Consider the following 22,818-nt stretch of genomic DNA (forward strand, 5'->3'; position numbering starts at 1 on the left):
GGCGGGGCCTACGCGGGCGTGTCCCCGTACGGTCCCTGCCCCCGGGCCTCGTCCAGGGTGGTCGGGTAGGGCGGGAACGGGTCGGGGTCCCGGGGGCCGAAGAGCCCGGTCAGCCCGAGGTGGACCAGGAGCGCGGCCACCGGCCAGACCAGCAGGGCGCCCTTCGCCCGCAGCTTGAGCGGCGCCGCGAAGGTCACCCCTTTGCCCGCCTGCCGGGCGTGCGCGATCAGGTCCTGGGTGGGCCCGAGCCACACCCCGACCCGCCAGGCCAGCAGCGAGGCGAGCAGCCCGCCGACGCCGAGCGACACCACGAGCGGCACCCCGCCGCGCCGGCGCAGCAGGAAGACGACGGCCCCGCAGAGCGCCCCGAAGGCGAGCGCGAGCAGGATGAAGGTGGCGTCGACGCCGATGGCCTGCTCGCCCTCGGAGTCCTTGACGTAGACCACCCAGTTGCCGCCGGACTCGTCGCCGACCAGGGGCAGGGTCGGGGCCAGGCGCCACCACAGGACGCCCAGCAGCGCGCCGGAGAGCACCACGGCCACCCCGGCCACCACGGCCTGGCGTACTTCGGTCAACATCCCTGGGCCGTCCTGTTCGCCGTCGGGGTCGTACGCGGTGCCGGGAACGGGGTCACCGGCCGGTGGCGGCACCGGGCCGTCCGGGTACGACGAGTGTCCGTTCGAAGGCGGCGGCGGAGTCAGAGGCGCGGTCACCCGGACATGGTGCCAAACTCGCGGGTGCCGCGCGTCACCGGACGGCCGCCCGGCGGTACGCCCAGGTGGCGACGGCCAGCGAGATCACGCCGACCACCGCGCAGACGGCGAGGTCGCCGAGGACGAACGCCCAGTCGGGCCGCTCGGCGAAGGTCCGCGCGAAGGCTTCCACGCCGTAGGTGGAGGGCAGCAGGTCGCGGGCGAGCCGGACCACCTCCGGCATCCGCTCGGCCGGCAGCACGCCGAGCAGCAGCGCCGCCGACATGCCGAGCTGGCCGAGGAGCGTGGCCAGTTCCGGCCGGGGCGCCAGCAGGCCGAGCGCCGCGCCCAGACCGGCGAGCGCGGCGCCCGCCAGCGGGATCACGGCGGCCAGCACCCACAGGTGGGTCAGCGGCAGCCCGAAGAGCAGACAGCCGAAGACCGCGGTCACCACGGTCCCCGGCACGGTGAAGGACGCGTACGCGCCCGCCGCGCCCAGCACCACGGCGGCCGGCGGCACCGGCAGGGTGGCGTAGTGGTCGAGTCCGCCGCTGGCCCGGAGCTGGCCGAAGTACTGGGCGAGCAGGTTGAGCGCGACGAAGGCGACGACCAGCACCGAGGAGCCGGCGACCACGGCCCGCGCCTCGCCGCCGCCGTCCACCACGCCGCGCATGAGGATCATGATGCCGACGGACTGGAAGGTGGCCACGAAGAGCAGGGGGATGCGGGCGACCCGGGCGCGGGAGAGCTGTGCCCGGTAGACGGCGGCCAGCGAGGGCCACAGCCGGGCGCGCGGGCCCAGCTCGGCCGCGCCGTCGGCGCCGCGCTCGTCGGCGGCCAGGGCTCCGCCCGGCAGGACATCGGCGGGTACGACACTCACGTCGCGCTGCTCCCCTTCACCAGTCGTCGCTGAGCCGGCCTGTTCCCCAGGCGTCACCGGGCCGGTCTCCTCCGGTCCCCACCGGATGGGGGCGCTCCCCCCGTCCGGTACGGACACGGCGGGCCGGGGTCTCACCGCTCCCGTGTTCAAGCCCTCACCAGCCCCTGCCGCGCGGCGCCGCCCAGCGCCAGGTAGACGTCCTCCAGGCTGGGCGTGGCGAGGGTGAAGTCGTCCAGGGCGGCGAAGGCGGCACCGCCGGTGACGGTGGCGACGACCGCGCGGGCCTCCTCCGGGGCGAGCCGCAGCGTCCAGCGGCGGCCCGAGGCGACGGCCCGGTCGCGCAGGGCGGCGACCTCGGGGACGTGCAGCGGGGCGCTCTCGCGCCACACCAGGTCGACGCGGACCTCGCCGGCGACCTTCTCCTTGAGCCCGGACGGCGTGTCGCAGGCGATCACGCGGCCCCGGTCGAGGACGGCGACCCGGTCGAGGACGGTCTCGGCCTCGATGACGTTGTGGGTGACGAGCAGCACCGTCGTGCCGTGCTCGGCGCGGCGGCGGTCGACGGCGGACCAGACGGCGCGGCGGGCGACGGGGTCCATGCCGGTGGTGGGCTCGTCCAGGACGAGCAGGGGCCGCTCCCCCACCAGGGCGGCGGCGAAGCAGGCCAGCCGGCGCTGTCCGCCGGAGAGCTTCTTCAGCGGGCGGGCGGCGAGCGGGGCGAGGCCCAGTTCGTCGAGGACGGCGTCCCGCTCGGCGCGGGCCGCGCGGACGTCCAGCCCGCGCAGCCGTCCGGTGGTCTCGGCGGCGAGGGAGACGGTCAGCTCGTCCAGGGCGGTGGACTCCTGGCCGAGGTAGGCGAGGAGGCGGGCGGCGCGCTCGGGGTGGCGGACGATGTCGTGCCCGAGGATGCCCACCTGGCCGCGGTCGGGCCGCATCAGCCCGGTGAGCTGGCGGACGAGGGTGGACTTGCCGGCGCCGTTGGGCCCGAGCAGTCCGAAGATCTCACCGCGGTGGATGTCCAGGGAGACGTCGTCGGTGGCGCGGACCTCGGGGGTGGCGGGGACGCCGCGCCGGCCGCGTACCGCCGGATAGGTCTTGGCCAGTCCGCGCACCCGGCACACGGCATCGCCACCGGACCGGGGAGCCTGAGGGATGCGCGTACTCACAAGGGACGAGACTACGGGGTCGGCCGGTCCGGTCCGCCTTCGGGTCCGGCGGGACGGGTCGCCGGGGCCCGGGGGTCACTCGGCGGCGGGCGTGCGTTCGGTTGCCGTGCGCTGGTCGATCTCGCGCCAGAAGCCGGCCCGGATCGCGTACCGGTCGTGCTCGTCGATCTGGTCGTCCTTGTGGGCGAGCAGGCCGAAGCGGGCCGCGTAGCGCAGCAGTTCCCCGTCGACGCGGTGCGGGATGCGGGGGTACATGCCGGAGAGCCGCTGGAGGTGGCCCTGGTCGCCGAGGCGTTCGACCCAGCGGCGGGCGAAGACCTGGCCGACCTCGTAGGGGTCGCCGCCGACGGTGGTGATGTCCTCCTCGCGGTCGGCCCAGCGCTGCTCGGCGGTGGTGAGCTGGGCGAGGGTCGGCATGGAGAGCGCCTCGGGCGGCTCGGCCGCGGGCCGGTCGACCCAGCCTTTGTCGGAGGACCAGCGCAGGGTGGCGGTCGGGGGGTGCGGGGCGGGGTGGCCGCCGGGGGCGCGCAGCGCGGCGAGGTCCTTGGGGGTGGGGACGCCCTTGGCGGGCGGTACGCGCTCCTCGGTGCCGTTGCGCGCGGCGGCGGGGGCCGCGGGGTGGGGATGGGGGTGGGGGCGCTCCTCGGCGGGGCGTTCGGCGGTGCCGGGGAGGGCGGACTCGGGCAGCGGCGCGGAGAGGATCGCGGCGATCTCGGGGCGGGGCACCGGGGGCGGGGCGCAGACGCCGCCGAGTTCCTTGGCGCGGACGGCGCCGGTGATCCAGGCGCGGTCCAGGACGCGGCGCTCGTCGGCCTCGGCGACCAGGTCCTCGGACTGGTTGTAGTCGCCGTCGGCGGCCTGCACGGCCCAGAGGTGGACGGCGACGCCGTGCTCCTTGGCGGCCATCATGCCCGGCAGCAGGTCGCCGTCGCCGGTGACCAGGACGATGTCGGAGCAGGCGCGGTTGCGGGCCAGCTCGGTCAGCTCGGCGTGCATGGCGGCGTCGACGCCCTTCTGCGCCCAGCGTCCGTCACTGCGGGTGAGGGCGCCGAGCCGGACGGTGACCCGGGGCATGACGCGCAGCCGGCGGTGTTCGGGCTGCGGGACGCGGTCGGGGGCGCCGTCGAACCAGTAGATGCGCAGCAGCGGCTGCCGGGTGTCCGACTCGGCGCGCTCGCGCAGCCCCTGGACGAGGGCGGTGTGGTCGACGGTGATGCGGGAACGCGACGGCTCACCGGCGAGGAGACTGGCGGCGGCCCCCAGCAGATACCCGGCGTCCACCAGGACGATGCAGCGGTCCACGCGGTCCACCCTCTTTCCGGGAGGTTTGCTTCGGGCTTCCTTCGAGTCTGCCCGACCGTGCGGGGGTTAACGTGTCCGAACTCGATCTTCGGCGTGGCGTGTGCGAACGCGTACGCTCCGACCGGCCGTGTCACGCACGGTAATTGTCCAACATGCGCTTCTTATCAGGTTATGTGAATCTGGTCGCGGCCCTGGCCCCTAGATCCCCCTCAGGAGGCAGATCACCATGGCCAAGAACAAGAATCGTGATCGTAAGCAGCCGCAGACCGAACGCAGCGCGCCGCAGGACCGGCCGGCCGGCCGCGAGACGGACGAGCACACGCCGCAGGTGACCCCCGGCGACATGGCCTCCCGCAAGCGGCAGAAGCGCTTCGGGCACAACTGATCACCCCGTCACGGACGGTGACCGTCCGGAGACGGCGAAGGGGCGCACCCGGTGCCGGGTGCGCCCCTTCGCCGTCGGCGCGGCTCAGCCCGCCAGGCAGGACGGGCCGAGCAGCACCTTGAGGTCGCCGAAGAGCGCCGGGTCCGGCTTCACCCGGTGGCGGTCCAGGCGCAGCACGGTCGTCTTGGTCGGGCCCTGGAGCCTGATCCGGACCTCGCTGTCGCCCCGGTGGTGGGTGAGGATCTCGCCGAGGCGGCTGACCATGGGCGGGGTGACCCGGGTGGCGGGGATGGTGAGGACCACGGGGGCGTTGGTGCCGGCGTTCGACAGGTCGGGGACCTGGAGTTCCATGGCGACCAGCCGCGGCACGTCCTCGCGCTTGTCGAGGCGCCCCTTGACGAAGACCACGGCGTCCTCGACGAGTTGGGTGGAGACCAACTGGTAGGTGGCCGGGAAGAACATGCACTCGATGGCGCCGGCGAGGTCCTCGACGGTGGCGATGGCCCAGGCGTTGCCCTGCTTGGTCATCTTGCGCTGGAGGCCGGAGATGATGCCGCCGATGGTGACCACCGCGCCGTCGCCGAAGTCGCCGCCGGTGAGCTGGGAGATGCCCGCGTCGGCCTTGTCGGCGAGCACGTGCTCCAGTCCGAAGAGCGGGTGGTTGGAGACGTAGAGGCCGAGCATCTCCCGCTCCTGGGCGAGGAGATAGGTCTTCTCCCACTCGTCGTCGCCGAAGACGACGTCCAGCCCGAAGCCCGGTTCGTCGCCCTGCTCGTCACCCATGCCGCCGAAGAGGTCGAACTGCCCCTCGGCCTCCTTGCGCTTGACCGCCACCACGTTGTCGATCATCGGCTCGTACTGCGCGGTGAGGCCCTTGCGGGTGTGCCCCATGGTGTCGAAGGCGCCGGCCTTGATCAGCGATTCGGTGGTCCGCTTGTTGCAGACCACGGCGTCGACCTTGTCCAGGTAGTCGGGGAACGAGGAGTACTTCCCCTTGGCCTTGCGGCAGCGGATGATCGACTCGACGACGTTGGTGCCGACGTTGCGCACGGCGGAGAGGCCGAAGAGGATCACGTCGTCGCCCTGGGCGGCGAAGTTGGACTCGGACTCGTTGACGTTGGGCGGGAGCACCCGGATGCCCATGTGCCGGCACTCGTTGAGGTAGACCGCCGACTTGTCCTTGTCGTCCTTGACCGAGGTGAGCAGCGCGGCCATGTACTCGGCCGGGTGGTTGGCCTTCAGGTAGGCGGTCCAGTAGGAGACCAGTCCGTACGCGGCCGAGTGGGCCTTGTTGAAGGCGTATCCGGCGAAGGGGACCAGCACGTCCCAGAGCCCCTGGATGGCTCCGTCGCTGTAGCCGTTCTTGCGGGCGCCGGACTGGAAGATGACGAAGTTCTTCTCCAGTTCCTCCGGCTTCTTCTTGCCCATCACGCGGCGGAGGATGTCGGCCTCGCCGAGCGAGTAACCGGCGATGATCTGGGCGGCCTTCTGCACCTGCTCCTGGTAGACGATCAGGCCGTAGGTGACGTCCAGGACCTCCTTGAGCGGCTCCTCCAGCTCCGGGTGGATGGGCGTGATCTCCTGCTGGCCGTTCTTGCGCAGGGCGTAGTTGATGTGCGAGTTCATGCCCATCGGGCCCGGCCGGTACAGGGCGGAGACGGCGGAGATGTCCTCGAAGTTGTCGGGCTTCATCATGCGCAGCAGGGAGCGCATGGGTCCGCCGTCGAACTGGAAGACGCCGAGGGTGTCGCCGCGCTGGAGCAGGTCGAAGGTGGTCGGGTCGTCGAGCGGGAGGCTGAGGAGATCGATGTCGATCCCCTTGTTGGCCTTCACCATCTTGACGGCGTCGTCCATGATCGTGAGGTTGCGCAGGCCGAGGAAGTCCATCTTCAGCAGGCCGAGCGACTCGCAACTCGGGTAGTCCCACTGCGTGATGGTGACGCCGTCGGTGTGCCGCACCCAGACCGGGACGTGGTCGGTGATGGTCTCGCTGGACATGATGACGCCGGCGGCGTGCACGCCCATCTGCCGGACCAGGCCCTCCACGCCCCGCGCGGTGTCGATGACCTTCTTGACGTCCGGCTCGTTCTCGTACATGCCGCGGACCTCGCCGGCCTCCGAGTACCGGGGGTGCTTGGGGTCGGTGATGCCGGAGAGCGGGATGCCCTTGCCGAGGACGTCGGCGGGCATGGCCTTGGTGATGCGGTCGCCCATCGCGTACGGGTAGCCCAGCACGCGCGCGGAGTCCTTGATGGCGTTCTTCGCCTTGATGGTGCCGTAGGTGCCGATCATGGCGACCTTGTCGGCGCCGTACTTCTCGGTCACGTACCGGATCACCTCGACGCGCCTGCGCTCGTCGAAGTCGATGTCGACGTCGGGCATGGAGACGCGCTCGGGGTTGAGGAACCGCTCGAAGATCAGTCCGTGCGGGATGGGGTCGAGGTCGGTGATGCCCATCGCGTACGCCACGATCGAGCCGGCCGCGGAGCCCCGGCCGGGGCCGACCGCGATGCCCTGGTTCTTCGCCCACATGATGAAGTCGGCGACCACGAGGAAGTACCCCGGGAAGCCCATCTGGATGATGACGTCCATCTCGTACTCGGCCTGCCGCTGGCGGTCCTCGGGGACGCCGCCGGGGAAGCGGCGGGCCATCCCGCGGCGGACCTCCTCCTGGAACCAGGTGACCTCGGTGTGGCCGTCGGGGATGTCGAACTTCGGCATGAGGTCGCGCTTGTCGAACATGCCGTCGGTGTCGACCATCTCGGCGATCAGGCGCGTGTTGGCGCACCCCTGCTGCCAGGCGTCGGAGGAGTCGATGGCGTACATCTCGTCCGTCGACTTCAGGTAGTAGCCGGTGCCGTCGAACTTGAAGCGGTCCGGGTCGGAGAGGTTCTTGCCGGTCTGGATGCAGAGCAGGGCGTCGTGGGCGGTCGCCTCGTGCGCGTACGTGTAGTGCGAGTCGTTGGTGACCAGCGGCGGGATGCCGAGCTTCCTGCCGATCTCCAGGAGGCCGTCGCGGACCCGGTGCTCGATGTCGATGCCGTGGTCCATCAGCTCCAGGAAGTACCGGTCCTTGCCGAAGATGTCCTGGTAGTCGGAGGCCGCCTTCAGCGCCTCGTCGAAGTGGCCGAGGCGCAGCCGGGTCTGTACCTCGCCGGAGGGGCAGCCGGTGGAGGCGACGATGCCCTCGGACCACTGCGCGATGGTCTCCTTGTCCATCCGGGGCCACTTCTGGAGCCAGCCCTCGGCGTACGCGTCCGAGGAGAGCCGGAAGAGGTTGTGCAGTCCGGTGCTGTTCACCGCCCACATGGTCTTGTGGGTGTAACCGCCGGAGCCGGAGACGTCGTCGCGCTTCTGGTGCGGCTGGCCCCACTGGATCTTCCGCTTGTTGCGGCGCGACTCGGGCGCCACGTACGCCTCGATGCCGATGATCGGGGTGATCCCGGCCTTCTTGGCGGAGTGGAAGAAGTCGTACGCGCCGTGCAGGTTGCCGTGGTCGGACATGGCGATGTGCGTCATGCCCATCTCGTTGCACGCGTCGAACATGTCCTTCAGCCGCGCGGCACCGTCCAGCAGCGAGTACTGGGTGTGGACGTGCAGGTGCGTGAACGGCGCCTTGGACACGGGCGGCCTCCTGGGAGAACTGCGGGCGACGGGCTGCGGACAGTCCGGGGGGTCAGCGTCGAAGTCTATGCCGCGGGACTGACACCGGGGGGCTTCCCCCGCGTACCTTCCTGCGGGGGACCACGGGCACTCCCGTTCCCCTTCGCACGTTGCTCCGCGTGGAGGCTCCGCTCCACTCGTCACGCACCATCCGCATCAGGAGGCACCCAGCGATGTCGGCCCCGCAGCTCGACGACGAGCACCGCGGCGAGGAGATCCTCGCCGTCTTCGACACCGCCTTCGGCGAGCTGCTCGCCGCCGACCCCGCCGCGTTCCGGGTCAAGTTCCGGAAGATGGCGGCCTCGGCCTTCGCGTTCTACCGGGGCACGGCGTGCCTCTTCCACCACGACCTGGACCGGGAGGTCCCCCGCGGCACCGGCCGCACCTACCACGGCCCCTACCTGGACGAGCGGACCTCCCGGGTGTGGGTCCACGGCGATCTGCACGCGGAGAACTTCGGCACCTACATGGACTCCACCGGCCGCCTCGTCTTCAACGTCAACGACTTCGACGAGGCGTACGTCGGCCCCTTCACCTGGGACCTCAAGCGCTTCGCCGCCTCCGTCGCGCTGATCGGGTACGCGAAGGCGCTCTCCGACGGGCAGATCTCCGAGCTGGTACGGGTCTACGCCGAGGCGTACCGGGAGCGCGTCCACGCGCTGGCCACCGGCGCCAAGAGCGACGAGGTGCCGCCCTTCACCCTGGACACCGCCGAGGGCCCGCTGCTGGACGTGTTGCGCGACGCCCGCTCGCTGACCCGGTTCGGGCTGCTGGACTCGATGACCGAGATCCGTGACTTCGAGCGCCGCTTCGCCCCCGGCGGCGGCTCCGTCGAGCTGGACGCGGCGACGCGGTACAAGGTGCTGGACGCCTTCGACGGGTACCTGGAGACGCTGCCGGAGTCCTCGCTGACCCGCCCGGACTCCTACCGGGTCAAGGACGTCGTGGGGCGCCGGGGCATCGGCATCGGCTCGGCCGGCCTGCCCTCGTACAACATCCTGCTGGAGGGCAACAGCGACGCCCTGGAGAACGACGTCGTGATCTACATCAAGCAGGGCCAGACCCCGGCGGTCTCCCGGCACATCACCGACCCGGCGATCCGCGAGTACTTCCGGCACGAGGGGCACCGCACGGTGATCTCCCAGCGGGCCCTCCAGGCGCACGCCGACCCCTGGCTGGGCTGGACCGAGCTGGACGGCGCGGGCCAGCTCGTCGCCGAGGTCTCGCCGTACGCGGTCGACCTGGACTGGGACGACATCGACGACCCGGAGGAGATCGCCGAGGTCGTCGCCGACCTGGGCCGGACCACCGCCACCATGCACGCGGCGGCCGACGACCAGTCCGGGGAGTCCCTGGTGCCCTTCTCCACCGAGCGGGCCATCGACGCGGCGATCGCGGCCGACGAGGAGGGCTTCGCCCCGCTGCTGGTCGACTTCGCCCACGCCTACGGGGCCCGCGCGCGGGCCGACCACCAGATCTTCGTCGACCTCTTCCGCAACGGCCGTATCCCCGGGCTGTGACCGTGGCCCGCCTCACAGAAGTCACAGGAAGCCTTTAGGGGCCTCTTACCGGCCCGCATGACAGACTCGGACCTCGTTATGGACATCTCCGGGACCCCCCTCAGACTCGCGCGCGCGGCGCTGTTCACGGCACTCGTCGTGACCCTCGGCACCGCGTCGCACGTGCTGCTGTCCGGGGTCCCGCTGCCGGTGCGCACGGTGGCGGCGGTCGCCGCCGCCGTGTTCGTCACCGCGTACGCGCTCGCCGGCCGCGAGCGCGGCTTCGGGCGGATCGCCGCCCTGCTGGTCCCGCTGGAGCTGGCCGCCGACACGGTCTTCACCACCGGCCAGCACCTCTGCTACGGACCGGTGGGCGGCCCCGTCGCCGGCCCGCTGCGCTCCGTCGGGCTCGACGTGCTGTGCGGCGACGGCACCGGCCTGGGGGCCCTCGGCGCCTCCCCGCTGACCCGGGTGACCGGGGCCGAGAGCGAACGGCTGGCGGCCCTGCTCGCCCACGCCGACCCCGCCACCGCCTGGCTGCTGCTCGGCGCGCACGTCGCGGTCGGGCTGCTCGCGGCGGCCTGGCTGCGCCGGGGCGAGCGGGCGCTCGCCCAGTTGCTGCGCGCCGTGGCCGCCACCACCTTCCGGCCGCTGCTGGTCGCCGTCGCCGCCGTCGCCGTACGGCAGGCCCCGGCGCCCGGCCGCCCGGCTCCCGCGACGGGGCTGCCGGCCCTGGCCCGCGAGCTGATCCGCACCCACGCCCTGGGACGGCGGGGACCGCCGTGCTCGGTCGCCTTCGCGTGACCTTCCGAGCACCGCAGATCCCCCACCCACCCCGCACACCCCTCGTGTGCGCGTCCCCGGAGAGAACATCACCATGAGCAAGCGGAACAGTCAGTCGGCGAAGACGGCGGCACGTGAGCGGCTGCGCGTGGAGCGCGAGCGCCAGGCCAAGCGCGACAAGATCAAGCGCCAGGTCGTCGTGGCCTGCTCCATCGTCGGCGTCCTGGCGATAGCCGGCGCCATCGGCTACGCGGTCGTGCAGGGCAACAAGCCCTCGGCGTGGGAGGCGGCGGCCGACGCCAAGGTCGTGGCCCCGGCCAACACCTCGGGCAAGGACGGCACCACCGTCCTCCTCGGCGACTCCTCCACGGACAACGTCGTGCACCTCTACGAGGACCCGCGCTGCCCCGCCTGCGCCTCCTTCGAGCAGGGCCTCGGCGAGACCGTCAACAAGGGCATGAAGGACGGCGACTACAAGCTCTCCTTCACCATCGGCACCTTCCTGGACAACAACCTCACCGGTGAGGGGTCCAAGAACGCGCTCAGCGCGCTCGGCGCCGCCCTGGAGGTCGGCCCCGACGCCTTCCTGGAGTACAAGGCCGCCCTGTTCTCCGAGAAGTACCACCCCTCGGAGTCGACCGACGAGTTCGCCAAGGACTCCTACCTGCTCAAGGTGGCGAACACGGTCGACGCCCTCAAGGACAACCAGAAGTTCCAGGACGCCGTGGAGAAGGGCACCTACGACGCCTGGGCGATGAAGATGAGCAAGTCCTTCGACACCGCCGAGGGCGTCGAGTCGACCCCGACCATCAAGATCAACGACAAGGTGATCGAGAACCCGGGCAGCGTCGAGGGATGGCAGGCCGCGCTCAAGGAGGCCGGCGTCACCAAGTGACCCGGGGCCGGGCCGGACCGGGCGGTGACGCCCCGGCGGAGCCGGCCTACGCCCCCTCCGGCCCGCCGGTCACACCCGTCCCGTCCGTCTCGTCCGTCTCGTCGCCGGTCCCCGCCGGCGAGTCGAGGAAGCCGAGCGCCACCCGCCAGGTGGCCTCGGCCGCCTCCTCGTCGTAGTCGGGCAGGCCCGGGTCGGTGTAGAGGTGGCCGGCGCCCGCGTAGCGGTACACCTCCACGTCGGCGCCGGCCCGGCCCATCCGCAGGTACCAGGCGCTGAGCCAGTCGTCCGTCTCGAACGGGTCCGGCTCGGCCACGTGCAACTGCACCGGCAGGTCGTCCACCGAGGCGTCGGGCGCGATGTCCGAGGTGCCGTGCAGGAGCAGCAGGCCGCGCGCCTGGTGGTCGCCGAGGGCGAGGGTCTGGGCGATGGAGGCGCCGAGCGAGAACCCCGCGTAGACCAGGCCACGGTCCGCGTGCGGGGCCGCCGCCAGCACGGCCCGCCTCAGCAGCTCCTCCCGGCCGATGCCCTCCTGGTGGGCCATGCCCTCCTCGACCGACTCGAAGGTGCGCCCCTCGAAGAGGTCCGGCGTCCATACCCGGTGTCCGGCCGCGCGCAGCCGGTCGGCGGCCTCCCGGACCGCCGGACGCAGGCCGTGGGTCGAGTGAAAGAGCACGATGTCCATGCGCCCATCGTGCCAGCCGGGTGTGACAGCGCGGCACGGGGCGACGCCCCGGACGGGACACACCTCACAGGTTCGCTCCCGGCCCCACCGGTTACGTTCGTGGTCATGGAGAACGTACTCCGCCCGCTGATCGTGGTCGGCGGCTGTGTCCTGCTCACCCTGGCCGTCGGCTGGGCCACCGACCTGCTGCTGCGCAAGGCCGACACCCGGCATCACGAGACCCCGCTGTGGGGCCTGTTGCGCCGGGCCGGCGTCCCCTACCAGCTAGTGCTCTGCGCGGCCCTGCTCAGCGGCTTCCACGACGAGGCGCGGCTGCTGGAGGGGCACCGGGTCGGCATCGGCCGGGCGCTGGCCCTGGTGCTGATCGGCTCGGTCGCCTGGCTGGTGGTCCGCGTCGCGGCGGCGGTCGTGGAGACCTCGTACTCGCGCTACGCCCACGCCCGCGCCCGGACCGATCCGGCCCGGGTCCGGCGGGTGCGCACCCAGGTGTCGCTGATCATGCGGGTGGTGACGGCGGTCGTCGGCGTGGTCGCGGCGGCCTCGATGCTGCTGACCTTCCCGGCGATGCGCGCCGCGGGCGCCTCGCTGCTGGCCTCGGCCGGCGTCCTCGGCATCGTCGCCGGCATCGCGGCCCAGTCCACGCTGGGCAACCTCTTCGCCGGGCTCCAGATCGCCTTCGGCGACATGGTGCGCCTCGGCGACACGGTCGTGGTGGACGGCGAGTGGGGCACCGTGGAGGAGATCACGCTGACCTTCCTGACGGTGCGCACCTGGGACGAGCGCCGGATCACCATGCCGGTCTCGTACTTCACCGCGAACCCGTTCGAGAACTGGTCGCGGGGGACCCCGCAGATGTCCGGGACGGTCTACTGGTACCTGGACCACTCGGCCCCGCTGGACGCGATGCGCGAGCGGCTGCGGGACATCCTGCGCGACTGCCCCGCCTGGGACGGCCGGAGCTGCAACCTGACCGTCACCGACACCACCCCCAGCACCATGCAGGTGCGGGCGCTGGTCACCGCGAAGGACGCCGACGACATCTGGACGGTCCGGGTCGAGGTGCGCGAGCGGATGATCCGCTGGCTGGCCGACGAACACCCCTACGCGCTGCCCCGCGTCACCACCGCGACCGCCGCGCCGGCCCCCGGCCACGAGGGGGTGCTGCCGCGCGCCCGCCCGGGACGGAACGGGGAGGCGGGGGACGCGCACCACCCTGGCGAGCGGCCGGCCGGGCACCACTGAGCCGGCCGCCGGACGCCTTCCCCCGCACCCCCCGCCGCCCCCGGTGGCCGTCAGCGCAGGCTGCGCACGTCCAGGTGGCGCAGCACCCGGTCCACGATCTCCGGATCGGCCCCCGGCTCGCTGCGCGCGGCCAGCACCTCGTGCCGGGCGGCGCTCAGCATCTCGCCCTGGATGCGGCGGACCCGGCGCAGCCGCCGGGAGCGCTGCTCCTGGGCCTCGTGGCGCTCCTCGTCGACGATGTCCGGGCTGATCCGGTAGCCGATGTCGAAGGCGCGTCGCAGCATCTGCTCGGCCAGCTCCTCCGGCAGGTCCTCGACCGCCTCGATCTCCCGCAGCCGCAGCCTCGCCGCCCGCGCGGCACGGACGGCGAGCTGCTTCTCGTACTCCTTCTCCCGCTCGGTGTCCGCGCGCACCCCGAGCCGGCCCACCAGCCAGGGCAGGGTCAGCCCCTGCACCAGCAGGGTGGCGATGATGACCCCGAAGGCGATGAAGACGACCTCGTCGCGGTGGGGGAAGGGCGAGCCGTCGTCCGTGCGCAGCGGGATGGCGAGCGCCAGCGCGACCGAGGCGACCCCCCGCATCCCCGCCCACCACATGACGACGGTCTCCCGCCAGGTCATGGGGATGTCCTCGTCCTGGTCGTGCTTGGCGTGCAGCCACCGGGTCAGCCAGGTGGCGGGCAGCAGCCAGACCAGCCGGACCAGGACGACCACGCCGACGACCGCCGCCGTCCAGCCGAGCAGTTCGGCCCAGCGCGCGGAGGTGGTGCGGATCGCGTTGGACAGCTCCAGCCCGATCAGCCCGAACGCGACCCCGGTGACGAGGGTGTCGACCACGCCCCAGACGGTCTGCCCGGTGAGCCGGGTCATCACGTCGTCGGCGCCGACCGCGTACTCGGCGATGAACATGGCGGTGGTCAGCACCGCGAGCACCCCGGAGCCGTGCAGCTCCTCGGCGAGGACGTAGGAGACGTACGGCACCAGCAGGGTCAGCCCGATCTGGAGGGTGGCGTCCTCCAGCAGGTCGATGAGCTTGTACGCGCCCCAGCCGAGCGCGAGGCCCACGGCGACGGCGACGACGGCGGAGAGCACCAGGTCGAGCCCGGCCCGCCACGGGGAGAAGGAGCCGCCTACGGCGGCGGCGATGGCCACGTGGTAGAGGACGATGGCCGTCACGTCGTTGAAGAGGCCCTCGCCCTCCAGGATGGAGACCAGGCGGCGCGGCAGCCCGAGCTGTCCGGCCACGGCGGTCGCGGCGACCGGGTCGGGCGGGGCGACCAGCGCGCCGAGCGCGAAGGCGGCGGCGACCGGCAGTCCGGGCACGATCGCGTGGGCCACGGAGGCCACGCAGGCCATGGTGACGAAGACCAGGGCCACCGCGAGCAGGAAGATCGGCCGCCGGTTGGCCGCGAACTGGCGCCAGGAGGTGCGCCGCACGGCCGCGTAGAGCAGCGGCGGCAGCAGCGTGGGCAGGATCAGCTCCGGCGGGATGTCCACGTCCGGCACGAAGTCCAGCAGCGCCAGGACGATCCCGAAGACGGTCATCAGCACCGGGGCGGGCAGCCGGACCCGGTCTCCGAGGGGGACGCTCAGCAGGGCCCCGAGCAGGAGCACGAAGAGCAGGGCCAACTGATCCACGGTCAGCGCTCCGGTGGCGTCTCGGCGGGCACGGCGGTCCCAGCCTGCCACCGGCCGTCGTGATCAGCCGGTCGGCGCTCCGGTCCCGGGGGACACGCCGGGCGGCCCTCCGGTCGCCGGGGACACGCCGGGCGGCGCGTCCCCCGGGGGCGCGGCTCAGCCGTAGGTCTCCTCGCGGACCTGGTCGAGGGCGCGGGCGAGGTCGGCCGGGTAGTCGCTGGCGAACTCCACCCGGTCGCCGGTGCCGGGGTGGTCGAAGCCGAGCCGCACCGCGTGCAGCCACTGCCGGGTCAGGCGCAGCCGCTTGGCGAGGGTGGGGTCGGCGCCGTAGGTGAGATCGCCGACGCAGGGGTGGCGGTGGGCGGCCATGTGGACGCGGATCTGGTGGGTGCGGCCGGTCTCCAGCCGCACGTCGAGCAGGGAGGCCGCGCGGAACGCCTCGATGAGGTCGTAGTGGGTGACGGAGGGCTTGCCGTCGGCGGTGACCGCCCACTTGTAGTCGTGCTGCGGGTGCCGGCCGATGGGGGCGTCGATGGTGCCGCTGGTCGGGTCGGGGTGGCCCTGCACCAGCGTGTGGTAGCCCTTGTCGACCGTGCGCTCCTTGAACTGGCGCTTGAGCGAGGTGTACGCGCGCTCCGACTTGGCGACCGCCATCAGCCCGGAGGTGCCCACGTCGAGGCGGTGCACGATGCCCTGGCGCTCGGCGGCGCCGGAGGTGGAGACACGGAAACCGGCTGCGGCGAGCCCGCCGATGACGGTGGGGCCGCTCCAGCCGGGCGAGGGGTGGGCGGCGACGCCGACCGGCTTGACGATCACGACGACGTCCTCGTCGTCGTGGACGATCTCCATGCCCTCGACCGGCTCGGCGACGATCCGCACCGGCGCGGGCGCCCGGGGCATCTCGACCTCCAGCCAGGCGCCGCCGCGGACCCGCTCGGACTTGCCGACCACCGATCCGTCGACCTGTACCTTGCCCGTCGCGGCCAGCTCGGCGGCCTTGGTGCGGGAGAAGCCGAACATGCGGGAGATGGCGGCGTCGACGCGCTCGCCCTCCAGGCCGTCGGGAACGGGCAGGGTACGGATCTCGGGAAGCGTGCTCACGCCGTCGAGTATGCCGGACGGAGCGGCCCCGGCCGTCCGCCGGCCCGTACGGCGGACTCCCGCCGGCGCCTGGTACGAGGCCCGGTCCCCGGCTCCGGTGCCGGGCGGGCGCCCGGCCCGGTGGCGGCGGGTCCCCGCGCCCGGCTCAGTCCCGGTGGACGGTGCCGTCCGGGTCCAGGCCCCGGAAGGAGAGCAGCACGATCAGGATGCCGCCGCAGACGATCGCCGAGTCGGCGAGGTTGAAGACGGCGAAGTGCTTGGGCGCGATGAAGTCGACGACCGCCCCCTCGAAGACGCCCGGCGAGCGGAAGATCCGGTCGGTGAGGTTGCCGAGGGCGCCGCCGAGCAGCATGCCGAGCGCGATCGCCCAGGGCAGGCTGTAGAGCTTGCGCGCCAGCCGGGCGATCACCACGATCACGGCCGCCGCGATCACCGTGAAGATCACGGTGAACGCCTCGCCGAAGCCGAAGGCCGCGCCCGCGTTGCGGATCGCCGCGAGCCGCAGCCAGTCCCCGATGATCTCGATGGGCTCGTGGTGCTCCAGCTTGGCCACCACGATCATCTTGCTCGCCAGGTCGAGCGCGTAGGCGATGGCGGCGACCACGAAGAGCACCGCCACCCGCCGCTTGCCCCGGGGACGCTCCGGGGCCTCGGCCTGTCCGGCGTCGGGCCGCTCCCGCTCCTGCCCGTCCCCCGCCGTGTCCGGGGTGTCCGGCGTACCGATGATGCGCTCCGCCTCTGCCACGTGAGTCCCTCAACCTAGGTGCCTGACTGAGCACGAGGGTACGTCACACCCCGCGCGCCCCACGTGCTCAGGCGTGCTCCGGCCGCCGGTCAGGAGCGGCGTTCCTGTTTCTGCTTGCACTCGACGCAGAGCGTGGCCCGGGGGAACGCCTGCATCCTGGCCTTTCCGATGGGTTTGCCGCAGTTCTCGCAGAGGCCGTAGGTGCCCGCGTCGAGGCGTTCGAGGGCGCGCTCGGTCTGGACGAGCATCTCGCGCGCGTTGGCGGCGAGGGCCAGCTCGTGCTCGCGGGTGATGTTCTTGGTGCCGGTGTCGGCCTCGTCGTCGCCCGCCCCGTCGCCGGAGTCGCGCATCAGCCCCTGGAGCGAGCGTTCGGAGGAGGAGATCTCGGTGCGGAGCCGGTCGGCCTCGCTCTGGAGCCCGATGCGCGCCTCCTCGACCTCCTCCCGCGTCCAGGGGTCCTCGCCGGGACGTACGGGGAGGTCGCCGGGGTCGGCGGCGTCGCGTGCCTTGGGCAGGGCGGACGTGGCCGCCGTGGCCGTGCCGGGGGTCTTCTTCGCAACCACTGTCGTGGCTCCCGTCTGCTCCGCGGCCCGCGCCGCGCCCGCCTTCTTGGCCGTGCTCTTCGCCGTGCTCTTCGTGCTCTTCGTGGTCTTCGTGGTCTTCGCCGTGCTCTTCGTGGTCTTCGCCGCGCCCGCCGCCTTCTTCGCCGCGGTCCTCCCGGCCGCCGCCTTCTTCGCCGGGGCCTTCCGCGCGGCGGCCTCCCCGGCCGCCGGCTCCTGGGCCGGGCCCGGTCCGGGCGGGTCCTCGCGCACCGCGGACTGCTTCGCGGCGGTCTCCTTCGCCACCATGGCCGCGGTCCCTTCACATGTGGTGATCTTGCTCCCGAATCGTGCTGGGACGATAAATCGACTCCGGTCCCGCGGCAACGGGGCACGCCGCCCGATTCGCCCCGCCTCGTCCACCGCTCGCGGCGGGCATGCATGCGTTGTGCCCAGCTCACCGCCGGGTAATCCGCCGAGCCGTCCCGGACCCCTCCCGTGCGCGCCCCGGACACCCGTCCGCGCCATTCGGGGCATCCCACCCCAAACCGCACCACGTCCCGGCCCGGGGCGCCCGGCCGGCCCCGCGGCCCGGAAAACCGGTCGGCCGCCACCCTCGCGGCGCCGTACACTGGGCGGAGCGAAAAAGCGTGGATGGGGACGAGTAGCGGCGTGAGCGGCCCAGAGCGACCCGGGGACGGTGTGAGCCCGGGGGCGAGCGCGTCGTGAAGATCACCCCGGAGCCGCCGGAAGAAAGCCGCAGCCCCCTGGCCCGGCGAGTAGAACCGGCCTCGTGACCCCAATGAGGGGGCTCGCCGGTGCACCCGAGGCACCGGGGGCCAAGGAGGGTGGTACCGCGGGAGCGCGCCGCAGACAGCGGCGTCCGTAGCCTCTACGGCTCTCGTCCCTCCGACGGAAGGCAGCACGTCCGCCGGAGGAAGCTCGTTGAACACGCAGCCGCAGTACCGACAGGTACCCGCCCAGGTCGACCTGCCCGCGCTCGAACACGCGGTGCTCGACTTCTGGCGCGAGCAGAAGATCTTCGCGAAGAGCCTGGAGCGGTCCGAGGGCCGCCCCGAGTGGGTGTTCTACGAGGGCCCGCCCACCGCCAACGGCATGCCGGGCGCCCACCACATCGAGGCCCGCGTCTTCAAGGACGTCTTCCCCCGCTTCCGCACCATGCGCGGCTACCACGTGGCCCGCAAGGCCGGCTGGGACTGCCACGGCCTCCCCGTCGAGCTGGCCGTGGAGAAGGAGCTGGGCTTCTCCGGCAAGAAGGACATCGAGGCGTACGGCATCGCCGCCTTCAACGACAAGTGCCGCGAGTCGGTGCTCCGGCACACCGACGCCTTCGCCGAGCTGACGACCCGGATGGGCTACTGGGTCGACATGGACGACGCGTACGTCACCATGGAGCCCGAGTACATCGAGTCCGTCTGGTGGTCGCTGAAGGAGATCTTCGACAAGGGCCTGCTGGTCCAGGACCACCGGGTCGCCCCCTGGTGCCCGCGCTGCGGCACCGGCCTCTCCGACCACGAGCTGGCCCAGGGGTACGAGACGGTCGTCGACCCCTCCGTCTTCGTCCGCTTCCCGCTGACCTCCGGCCCGCTGGCCGGCGAGGCCGCGCTCCTGGTGTGGACGACCACGCCCTGGACCCTGGTCTCCAACACCGCCGTCGCGGCCCACCCCGAGGTCACCTACGTCGTCGCCACCGACGGCACCGAGAAGCTCGTCGTCGCCGAACAGCTCGTCGCCGGCGCCCTCGGCGAGGGCTGGGAGCCCACCGGCCAGACCTTCACCGGCGCCGAGATGGAGCGCTGGACCTACCGGCGCCCCTTCGACCTGGTCGCCTTCCCCGAGCCCGCCCACTACGTGGTGAACGCCGAGTACGTCACCACCGGCGACGGCACCGGCCTCGTCCACCAGTCCCCCGCCTTCGGTGAGGACGACCTCGCCGTCTGCCGCGCCTACGGCCTGCCCGTCGTCAACCCGGTCCGCCCCGACGGCACCTTCGAGGAGGACCTGCCGCTGGTCGGCGGCGTCTTCTTCAAGAAGGCCGACGAACAGCTCACCGAGGACCTGCGCGAGCGCGGCCTGCTCTTCCGGCACGTCCCCTACGAGCACAGCTACCCGCACTGCTGGCGCTGCCACACCGCGCTGCTCTACTACGCCCAGCCCTCCTGGTACATCCGCACCACCGCGATCAAGGACCGGCTGCTGGCGGAGAACGAGAAGACCAACTGGTTCCCGGACTCCGTCAAGCACGGCCGGTACGGCGACTGGCTGAACAACAACATCGACTGGGCCCTCTCCCGCAACCGCTACTGGGGCACCCCCCTGCCGATCTGGCGCTGCGAGCAGGACCACCTCACCGTCGTCGGCTCCCGCGCCGAGCTGACCGGGCTGACCGGCACCGACCAGTCCGCGCTCGACCCGCACCGCCCCTACATCGACGCGGTCACCTTCCCCTGCCCGCAGGAGGGGTGCGGGGCGACGGCCACCCGCGTCCCGGAGGTCATCGACGCCTGGTACGACTCGGGCTCGATGCCGTTCGCGCAGTGGGGCTACCCGTACAAGAACAAGGAACTCTTCGAGTCCCGGTACCCGGCCCAGTTCATCAGCGAGGCCATCGACCAGACCCGCGGCTGGTTCTACACGCTGATGGCGGTCGGCACCCTGGTCTTCGACAGGTCGTCCTACGAGAACGTGGTCTGCCTCGGCCACATCCTCGCCGAGGACGGCCGCAAGATGTCCAAGCACCTCGGCAACATCCTCCAGCCGATCCCGCTGATGGACCAGCACGGCGCCGACGCCGTCCGCTGGTTCATGGCAGCCGGCGGCTCGCCCTGGGCGGCCCGCCGGGTCGGCCACGGCACCATCCAGGAGGTCGTCCGCAAGACGCTCCTCACCTACTGGAACACCGTCGCCTTCCAGGCCCTGTACGCCCGCACCACCGGCTGGTCCCCGAGCGCCGCCGACCCGGCCCCGGCCGACCGCCCGGTGCTGGACCGCTGGCTCCTGTCCGAGCTGCACGCCCTCACCGACCAGGTGACCCGGGCGCTGGAGGGCTACGACACCCAGCGCGCCGGCAAGCTGCTCTCCGCGTTCGTCGACGACCTGTCCAACTGGTACGTGCGCCGCTCGCGCCGCCGCTTCTGGCAGGGCGACAAGGCGGCCCTGCGCACCCTGCACGAGGTCGTCGAGACCGTCACCCAGCTCATGGCGCCGCTCACCCCGTTCATCACCGAGCGGGTCTGGCAGGACCTGGTCGTCCCGGTCACCCCGGGCGCCCCGGAGTCGGTCCACCTCTCCTCCTGGCCCGAGGCCGACCTCGCCGCCGTCGACCCGGAGCTGTCCCGGCAGATGGCGCTGGTGCGCCGCCTGGTCGAGCTGGGCCGGGCCACCCGTGCCGAGTCCGGCGTCAAGACCCGGCAGCCGCTGAGCCGGGCCCTGGTCGCCGTGTCGGGCTTCGAGACCCTCTCCCCCGAGCTGCACACGCAGATCACCGAGGAGCTGAACGTCGAGTCGCTCGCCTCCCTCGGCGAGGTCGGCGGCTCCCTGGTCGACACGGTGGCGAAGGCCAACTTCCGGGCGCTCGGCAAGCGGTTCGGCAAGCGCGTCCAGGACGTGGCGAAGGCCATCGCCGCCACGGACGCCGCCGCGCTCTCCCTCGCCCTGCGCGAGGGCACGGCCTCGGTCGACGTCGACGGGGAGACGGTCACGCTCACCCCCGACGAGGTGATCGTCACCGAGACGCCGCGCGAGGGCTGGTCGGTCGCCTCCGACTCGGGCGCCACGGTCGCCCTGGACCTGGAGATCACCGAGAAGCTGCGGCAGGCGGGCCTCGCCCGGGACGCCATCCGCCTGATCCAGGAGGCCCGCAAGAACAGCGGCCTGGACGTGGCCGACCGGATCGCGCTGCGCTGGACGGCCACCGACCCGGCGACCGTCGCCGCGCTGGGCGAGCACGCCGGGCTCATCGCGGACGAGGTCCTCGCCACGGACTTCGCCCAGGGCGAGGCGGACGGCACCTTCGGCGACGCCTTCACCGACGAGGGACTGAGCCTCGTCTTCCGCCTGCGCAAGGTCTGATCCGCGCCCCGGGCCTCGCGCCCGGGAGCACGACCAGGGCCCGGCCTCCCCCCCTTCGCAGGGGGGGAGGCCGGGCCCTGGTGCGTCGCGGACCGGCGCCCGTGGCCCCGGAGACGCGGAACGGGCCCCGGGTGGTCACCCGGGGCCCGTTCTGAACGCTGCCGTCCGCTAGGCCGTACTACCGGTCACGAGCCCGTCAGTTGTCGTCCTCGTCGATCAGGAAACCGCGCATCGGAGACGGCGCCTGGCCCATCGGCGAGGGGCCCTGCGGACGCACCGGCGCCATCGGCTGGGTCATCGCCGGCGACATCTGCTGCTGGCCGCCGTACGACGGGCCGGCCGGGTTCGGTCCGCCGCCCATCGACGGGTTGCCGCCGTAGGACGGGGCGCTCGCGCCGGCCGGGGCCATCGAGGGCGCCGGGGACGGCGGCAGCGACGCCGCCGCCGGGGCCCGCGGCGGGGCCAGCGAGTCGTCGGACTGGGTCTCCAGTTGACGGAGCTGCGACTCCAGGTAGGACTTCAGCCGCGTGCGGTACTCGCGCTCGAAGCCGCGCAGGTCCTCGACCTTGCGCTCCAGCGTGGCGCGGGCGGACTCCAGGGAGCCCATCGCGACGCGGTGCTTCTCCTGCGCGTCCCGCTCCAGGGCGTCGGCCTTGGCACGAGCGTCCCGCTCCAGGCCCTCGGCCCGCGAACGCGCCTCGCCCACGATCTTGTTGGCCTCGGAACGTGCCTCGGCGATCGCCTGGTCGGCGGTCTGCTGGGCCAGCGAGAGGACACGGGCGGCGCTGTCGCCGCCGGGGCCCTGACCGGGCATGCCGGGACCACCCGGGCCACCGGGACCCTGGGGGCCGCCCATGCCCATCGGGCCGGGGCCCATCTGACCCTGCATCGGACCCTGGCCCATCGGGCCGGGACCCTGACCCATGGGACCGGGACCCTGGCCCATCGGGCCCTGACCCATCTGGCCCTGGCCCATCGGCCCCTGGCCCATCGGGCCCTGACCCATCGGACCGGGACCCTGGCCCATCTGACCGGGGCCCTGCGGACCGCCCTGTCCACCGGGACCGGCGGGCAGTTGCGGTGCACCGCTCGGCAGCTGGGGCGGGCCGCCCATGGGGCCGCCCATCTGCTGCTGCGGCGGGCCCGATATGCCGGCGGGCACCGGAGCGCCGGGTCCTCGCATGCCCTGCTGCTGCGGAGGCATCCCCTGCTGGGGTGGGTGCTGCTGATGCTGCTGATCCTGGGGCGGCTCGGGGGGCTTGCGCATGTTCTGCTGGTTCTGCGCAGCCGCGCGCGTGGCCGCGGCCAGTTTGGCCCGCAGGTCCTCGTTCTCGCGGAGCAGCCGGGTCAGCTCGGCTTCGACCTCGTCGAGGAAGGCATCGACCTCGTCCTCGTCATAGCCTTCTCGGAGGCGGACGGTCGTGAACTGCTTGTTCCGCACGTCCTCAGGGGTCAACGGCATCTCTTCACCTCAACGTAGTCGTCGGCATTCGGCAAGCCCGCATCTCTCTCATC

General features: G+C 72.6%; 17 protein-coding genes. 6 read left to right on the forward strand and 11 right to left on the reverse strand.

Features of this window, described 5'->3' with window-relative positions:
- Positions 1-8: 8 nt before the first annotated feature.
- The 4 genes from J5Y05_RS28905 to J5Y05_RS28920 all read right to left on the reverse strand — a co-directional run bounded on the left by J5Y05_RS28905 (position 9) and on the right by J5Y05_RS28920 (position 4,040).
- Entirely contained in the window at positions 9-713 is a 705-nt protein-coding gene (locus J5Y05_RS28905; RefSeq protein ID WP_210876238.1) for an ABC transporter permease, read from the reverse strand.
- A 34-nt stretch (positions 714-747) separates the two neighbouring features.
- On the reverse strand, positions 748-1,572 hold the full coding sequence (locus J5Y05_RS28910; RefSeq protein WP_210876239.1) for an ABC transporter permease: 825 nt from the start codon (positions 1,570-1,572) through the stop codon (positions 748-750).
- 146 nt (positions 1,573-1,718) lie between these two features.
- The gene (locus J5Y05_RS28915) at positions 1,719-2,693 is read right to left on the reverse strand and encodes an ABC transporter ATP-binding protein (protein WP_210876272.1); all 975 of its coding nucleotides are present in this window, start codon (positions 2,691-2,693) and stop codon (positions 1,719-1,721) included.
- A 120-nt stretch (positions 2,694-2,813) separates the two neighbouring features.
- On the reverse strand, positions 2,814-4,040 hold the full coding sequence (locus J5Y05_RS28920) for an NYN domain-containing protein (RefSeq protein ID WP_210876240.1): 1,227 nt from the start codon (positions 4,038-4,040) through the stop codon (positions 2,814-2,816).
- Positions 4,041-4,266: 226 nt separating this feature from the next.
- On the opposite strand from J5Y05_RS28920, the gene J5Y05_RS28925 reads away from it, so the two are divergent.
- The gene (locus J5Y05_RS28925; RefSeq protein WP_210876241.1) at positions 4,267-4,425 is read left to right on the forward strand and encodes a hypothetical protein; all 159 of its coding nucleotides are present in this window, start codon (positions 4,267-4,269) and stop codon (positions 4,423-4,425) included.
- An 84-nt stretch (positions 4,426-4,509) separates the two neighbouring features.
- Here the strand turns inward: J5Y05_RS28925 and dnaE are convergent, their stop codons facing one another.
- A complete protein-coding gene (dnaE, locus tag J5Y05_RS28930) occupies positions 4,510-8,049 on the reverse strand; it encodes a DNA polymerase III subunit alpha (protein WP_210876242.1) in 3,540 nt (1,179 codons plus the stop codon).
- Positions 8,050-8,261: 212 nt separating this feature from the next.
- Between dnaE and J5Y05_RS28935 the strand changes: the two genes are divergently transcribed.
- The 3 genes from J5Y05_RS28935 to J5Y05_RS28945 all read left to right on the forward strand — a co-directional run bounded on the left by J5Y05_RS28935 (position 8,262) and on the right by J5Y05_RS28945 (position 11,265).
- Complete coding sequence (locus J5Y05_RS28935; RefSeq protein ID WP_210876243.1) at positions 8,262-9,608, forward strand: DUF2252 domain-containing protein; 1,347 nt, start codon at positions 8,262-8,264, stop codon at positions 9,606-9,608.
- A 78-nt stretch (positions 9,609-9,686) separates the two neighbouring features.
- Entirely contained in the window at positions 9,687-10,391 is a 705-nt protein-coding gene (locus J5Y05_RS28940; protein ID WP_210876273.1) for a hypothetical protein, read from the forward strand.
- A 73-nt stretch (positions 10,392-10,464) separates the two neighbouring features.
- Complete coding sequence (locus J5Y05_RS28945; RefSeq protein ID WP_210876244.1) at positions 10,465-11,265, forward strand: DsbA family protein; 801 nt, start codon at positions 10,465-10,467, stop codon at positions 11,263-11,265.
- A 46-nt stretch (positions 11,266-11,311) separates the two neighbouring features.
- Here J5Y05_RS28945 and J5Y05_RS28950 read toward each other — a convergent pair whose 3' ends face one another.
- Entirely contained in the window at positions 11,312-11,947 is a 636-nt protein-coding gene (locus tag J5Y05_RS28950) for a dienelactone hydrolase family protein (protein WP_210876245.1), read from the reverse strand.
- Positions 11,948-12,052: 105 nt separating this feature from the next.
- Between J5Y05_RS28950 and J5Y05_RS28955 the strand changes: the two genes are divergently transcribed.
- On the forward strand, positions 12,053-13,189 hold the full coding sequence (locus J5Y05_RS28955; protein WP_210876246.1) for a mechanosensitive ion channel family protein: 1,137 nt from the start codon (positions 12,053-12,055) through the stop codon (positions 13,187-13,189).
- Positions 13,190-13,239: 50 nt separating this feature from the next.
- Here the strand turns inward: J5Y05_RS28955 and J5Y05_RS28960 are convergent, their stop codons facing one another.
- From J5Y05_RS28960 to J5Y05_RS28975, 4 genes are all read right to left on the reverse strand, one after another.
- Entirely contained in the window at positions 13,240-14,826 is a 1,587-nt protein-coding gene (locus tag J5Y05_RS28960; RefSeq protein ID WP_210876247.1) for a Na+/H+ antiporter, read from the reverse strand.
- Between the two features lie 156 nt (positions 14,827-14,982).
- Positions 14,983-15,927: an RluA family pseudouridine synthase gene (locus J5Y05_RS28965; RefSeq protein WP_210876248.1), complete on the reverse strand. Its 945-nt coding sequence runs from the start codon at positions 15,925-15,927 to the stop codon at positions 14,983-14,985.
- 145 nt (positions 15,928-16,072) lie between these two features.
- Positions 16,073-16,672 (reverse strand): signal peptidase II, encoded by a 600-nt coding sequence (gene lspA, locus J5Y05_RS28970; protein WP_210876249.1) that lies wholly within the window; start codon positions 16,670-16,672, stop codon positions 16,073-16,075.
- An 89-nt stretch (positions 16,673-16,761) separates the two neighbouring features.
- Entirely contained in the window at positions 16,762-17,520 is a 759-nt protein-coding gene (locus J5Y05_RS28975; RefSeq protein WP_210876250.1) for a TraR/DksA family transcriptional regulator, read from the reverse strand.
- A 636-nt stretch (positions 17,521-18,156) separates the two neighbouring features.
- On the opposite strand from J5Y05_RS28975, the gene ileS reads away from it, so the two are divergent.
- Complete coding sequence (ileS, locus tag J5Y05_RS28980) at positions 18,157-21,303, forward strand: isoleucine--tRNA ligase (protein WP_210876251.1); 3,147 nt, start codon at positions 18,157-18,159, stop codon at positions 21,301-21,303.
- A 196-nt stretch (positions 21,304-21,499) separates the two neighbouring features.
- Here ileS and J5Y05_RS28985 read toward each other — a convergent pair whose 3' ends face one another.
- Positions 21,500-22,765, reverse strand: coding sequence for a DivIVA domain-containing protein (locus J5Y05_RS28985; protein WP_210876252.1), 1,266 nt, complete (start codon positions 22,763-22,765; stop codon positions 21,500-21,502).
- Between the last annotated feature and the right edge of the window lie 53 nt (positions 22,766-22,818).

The organism is Streptomyces tagetis, from assembly GCF_018069565.1.
Lineage (GTDB): Bacteria > Actinomycetota > Actinomycetes > Streptomycetales > Streptomycetaceae > Streptomyces > Streptomyces tagetis.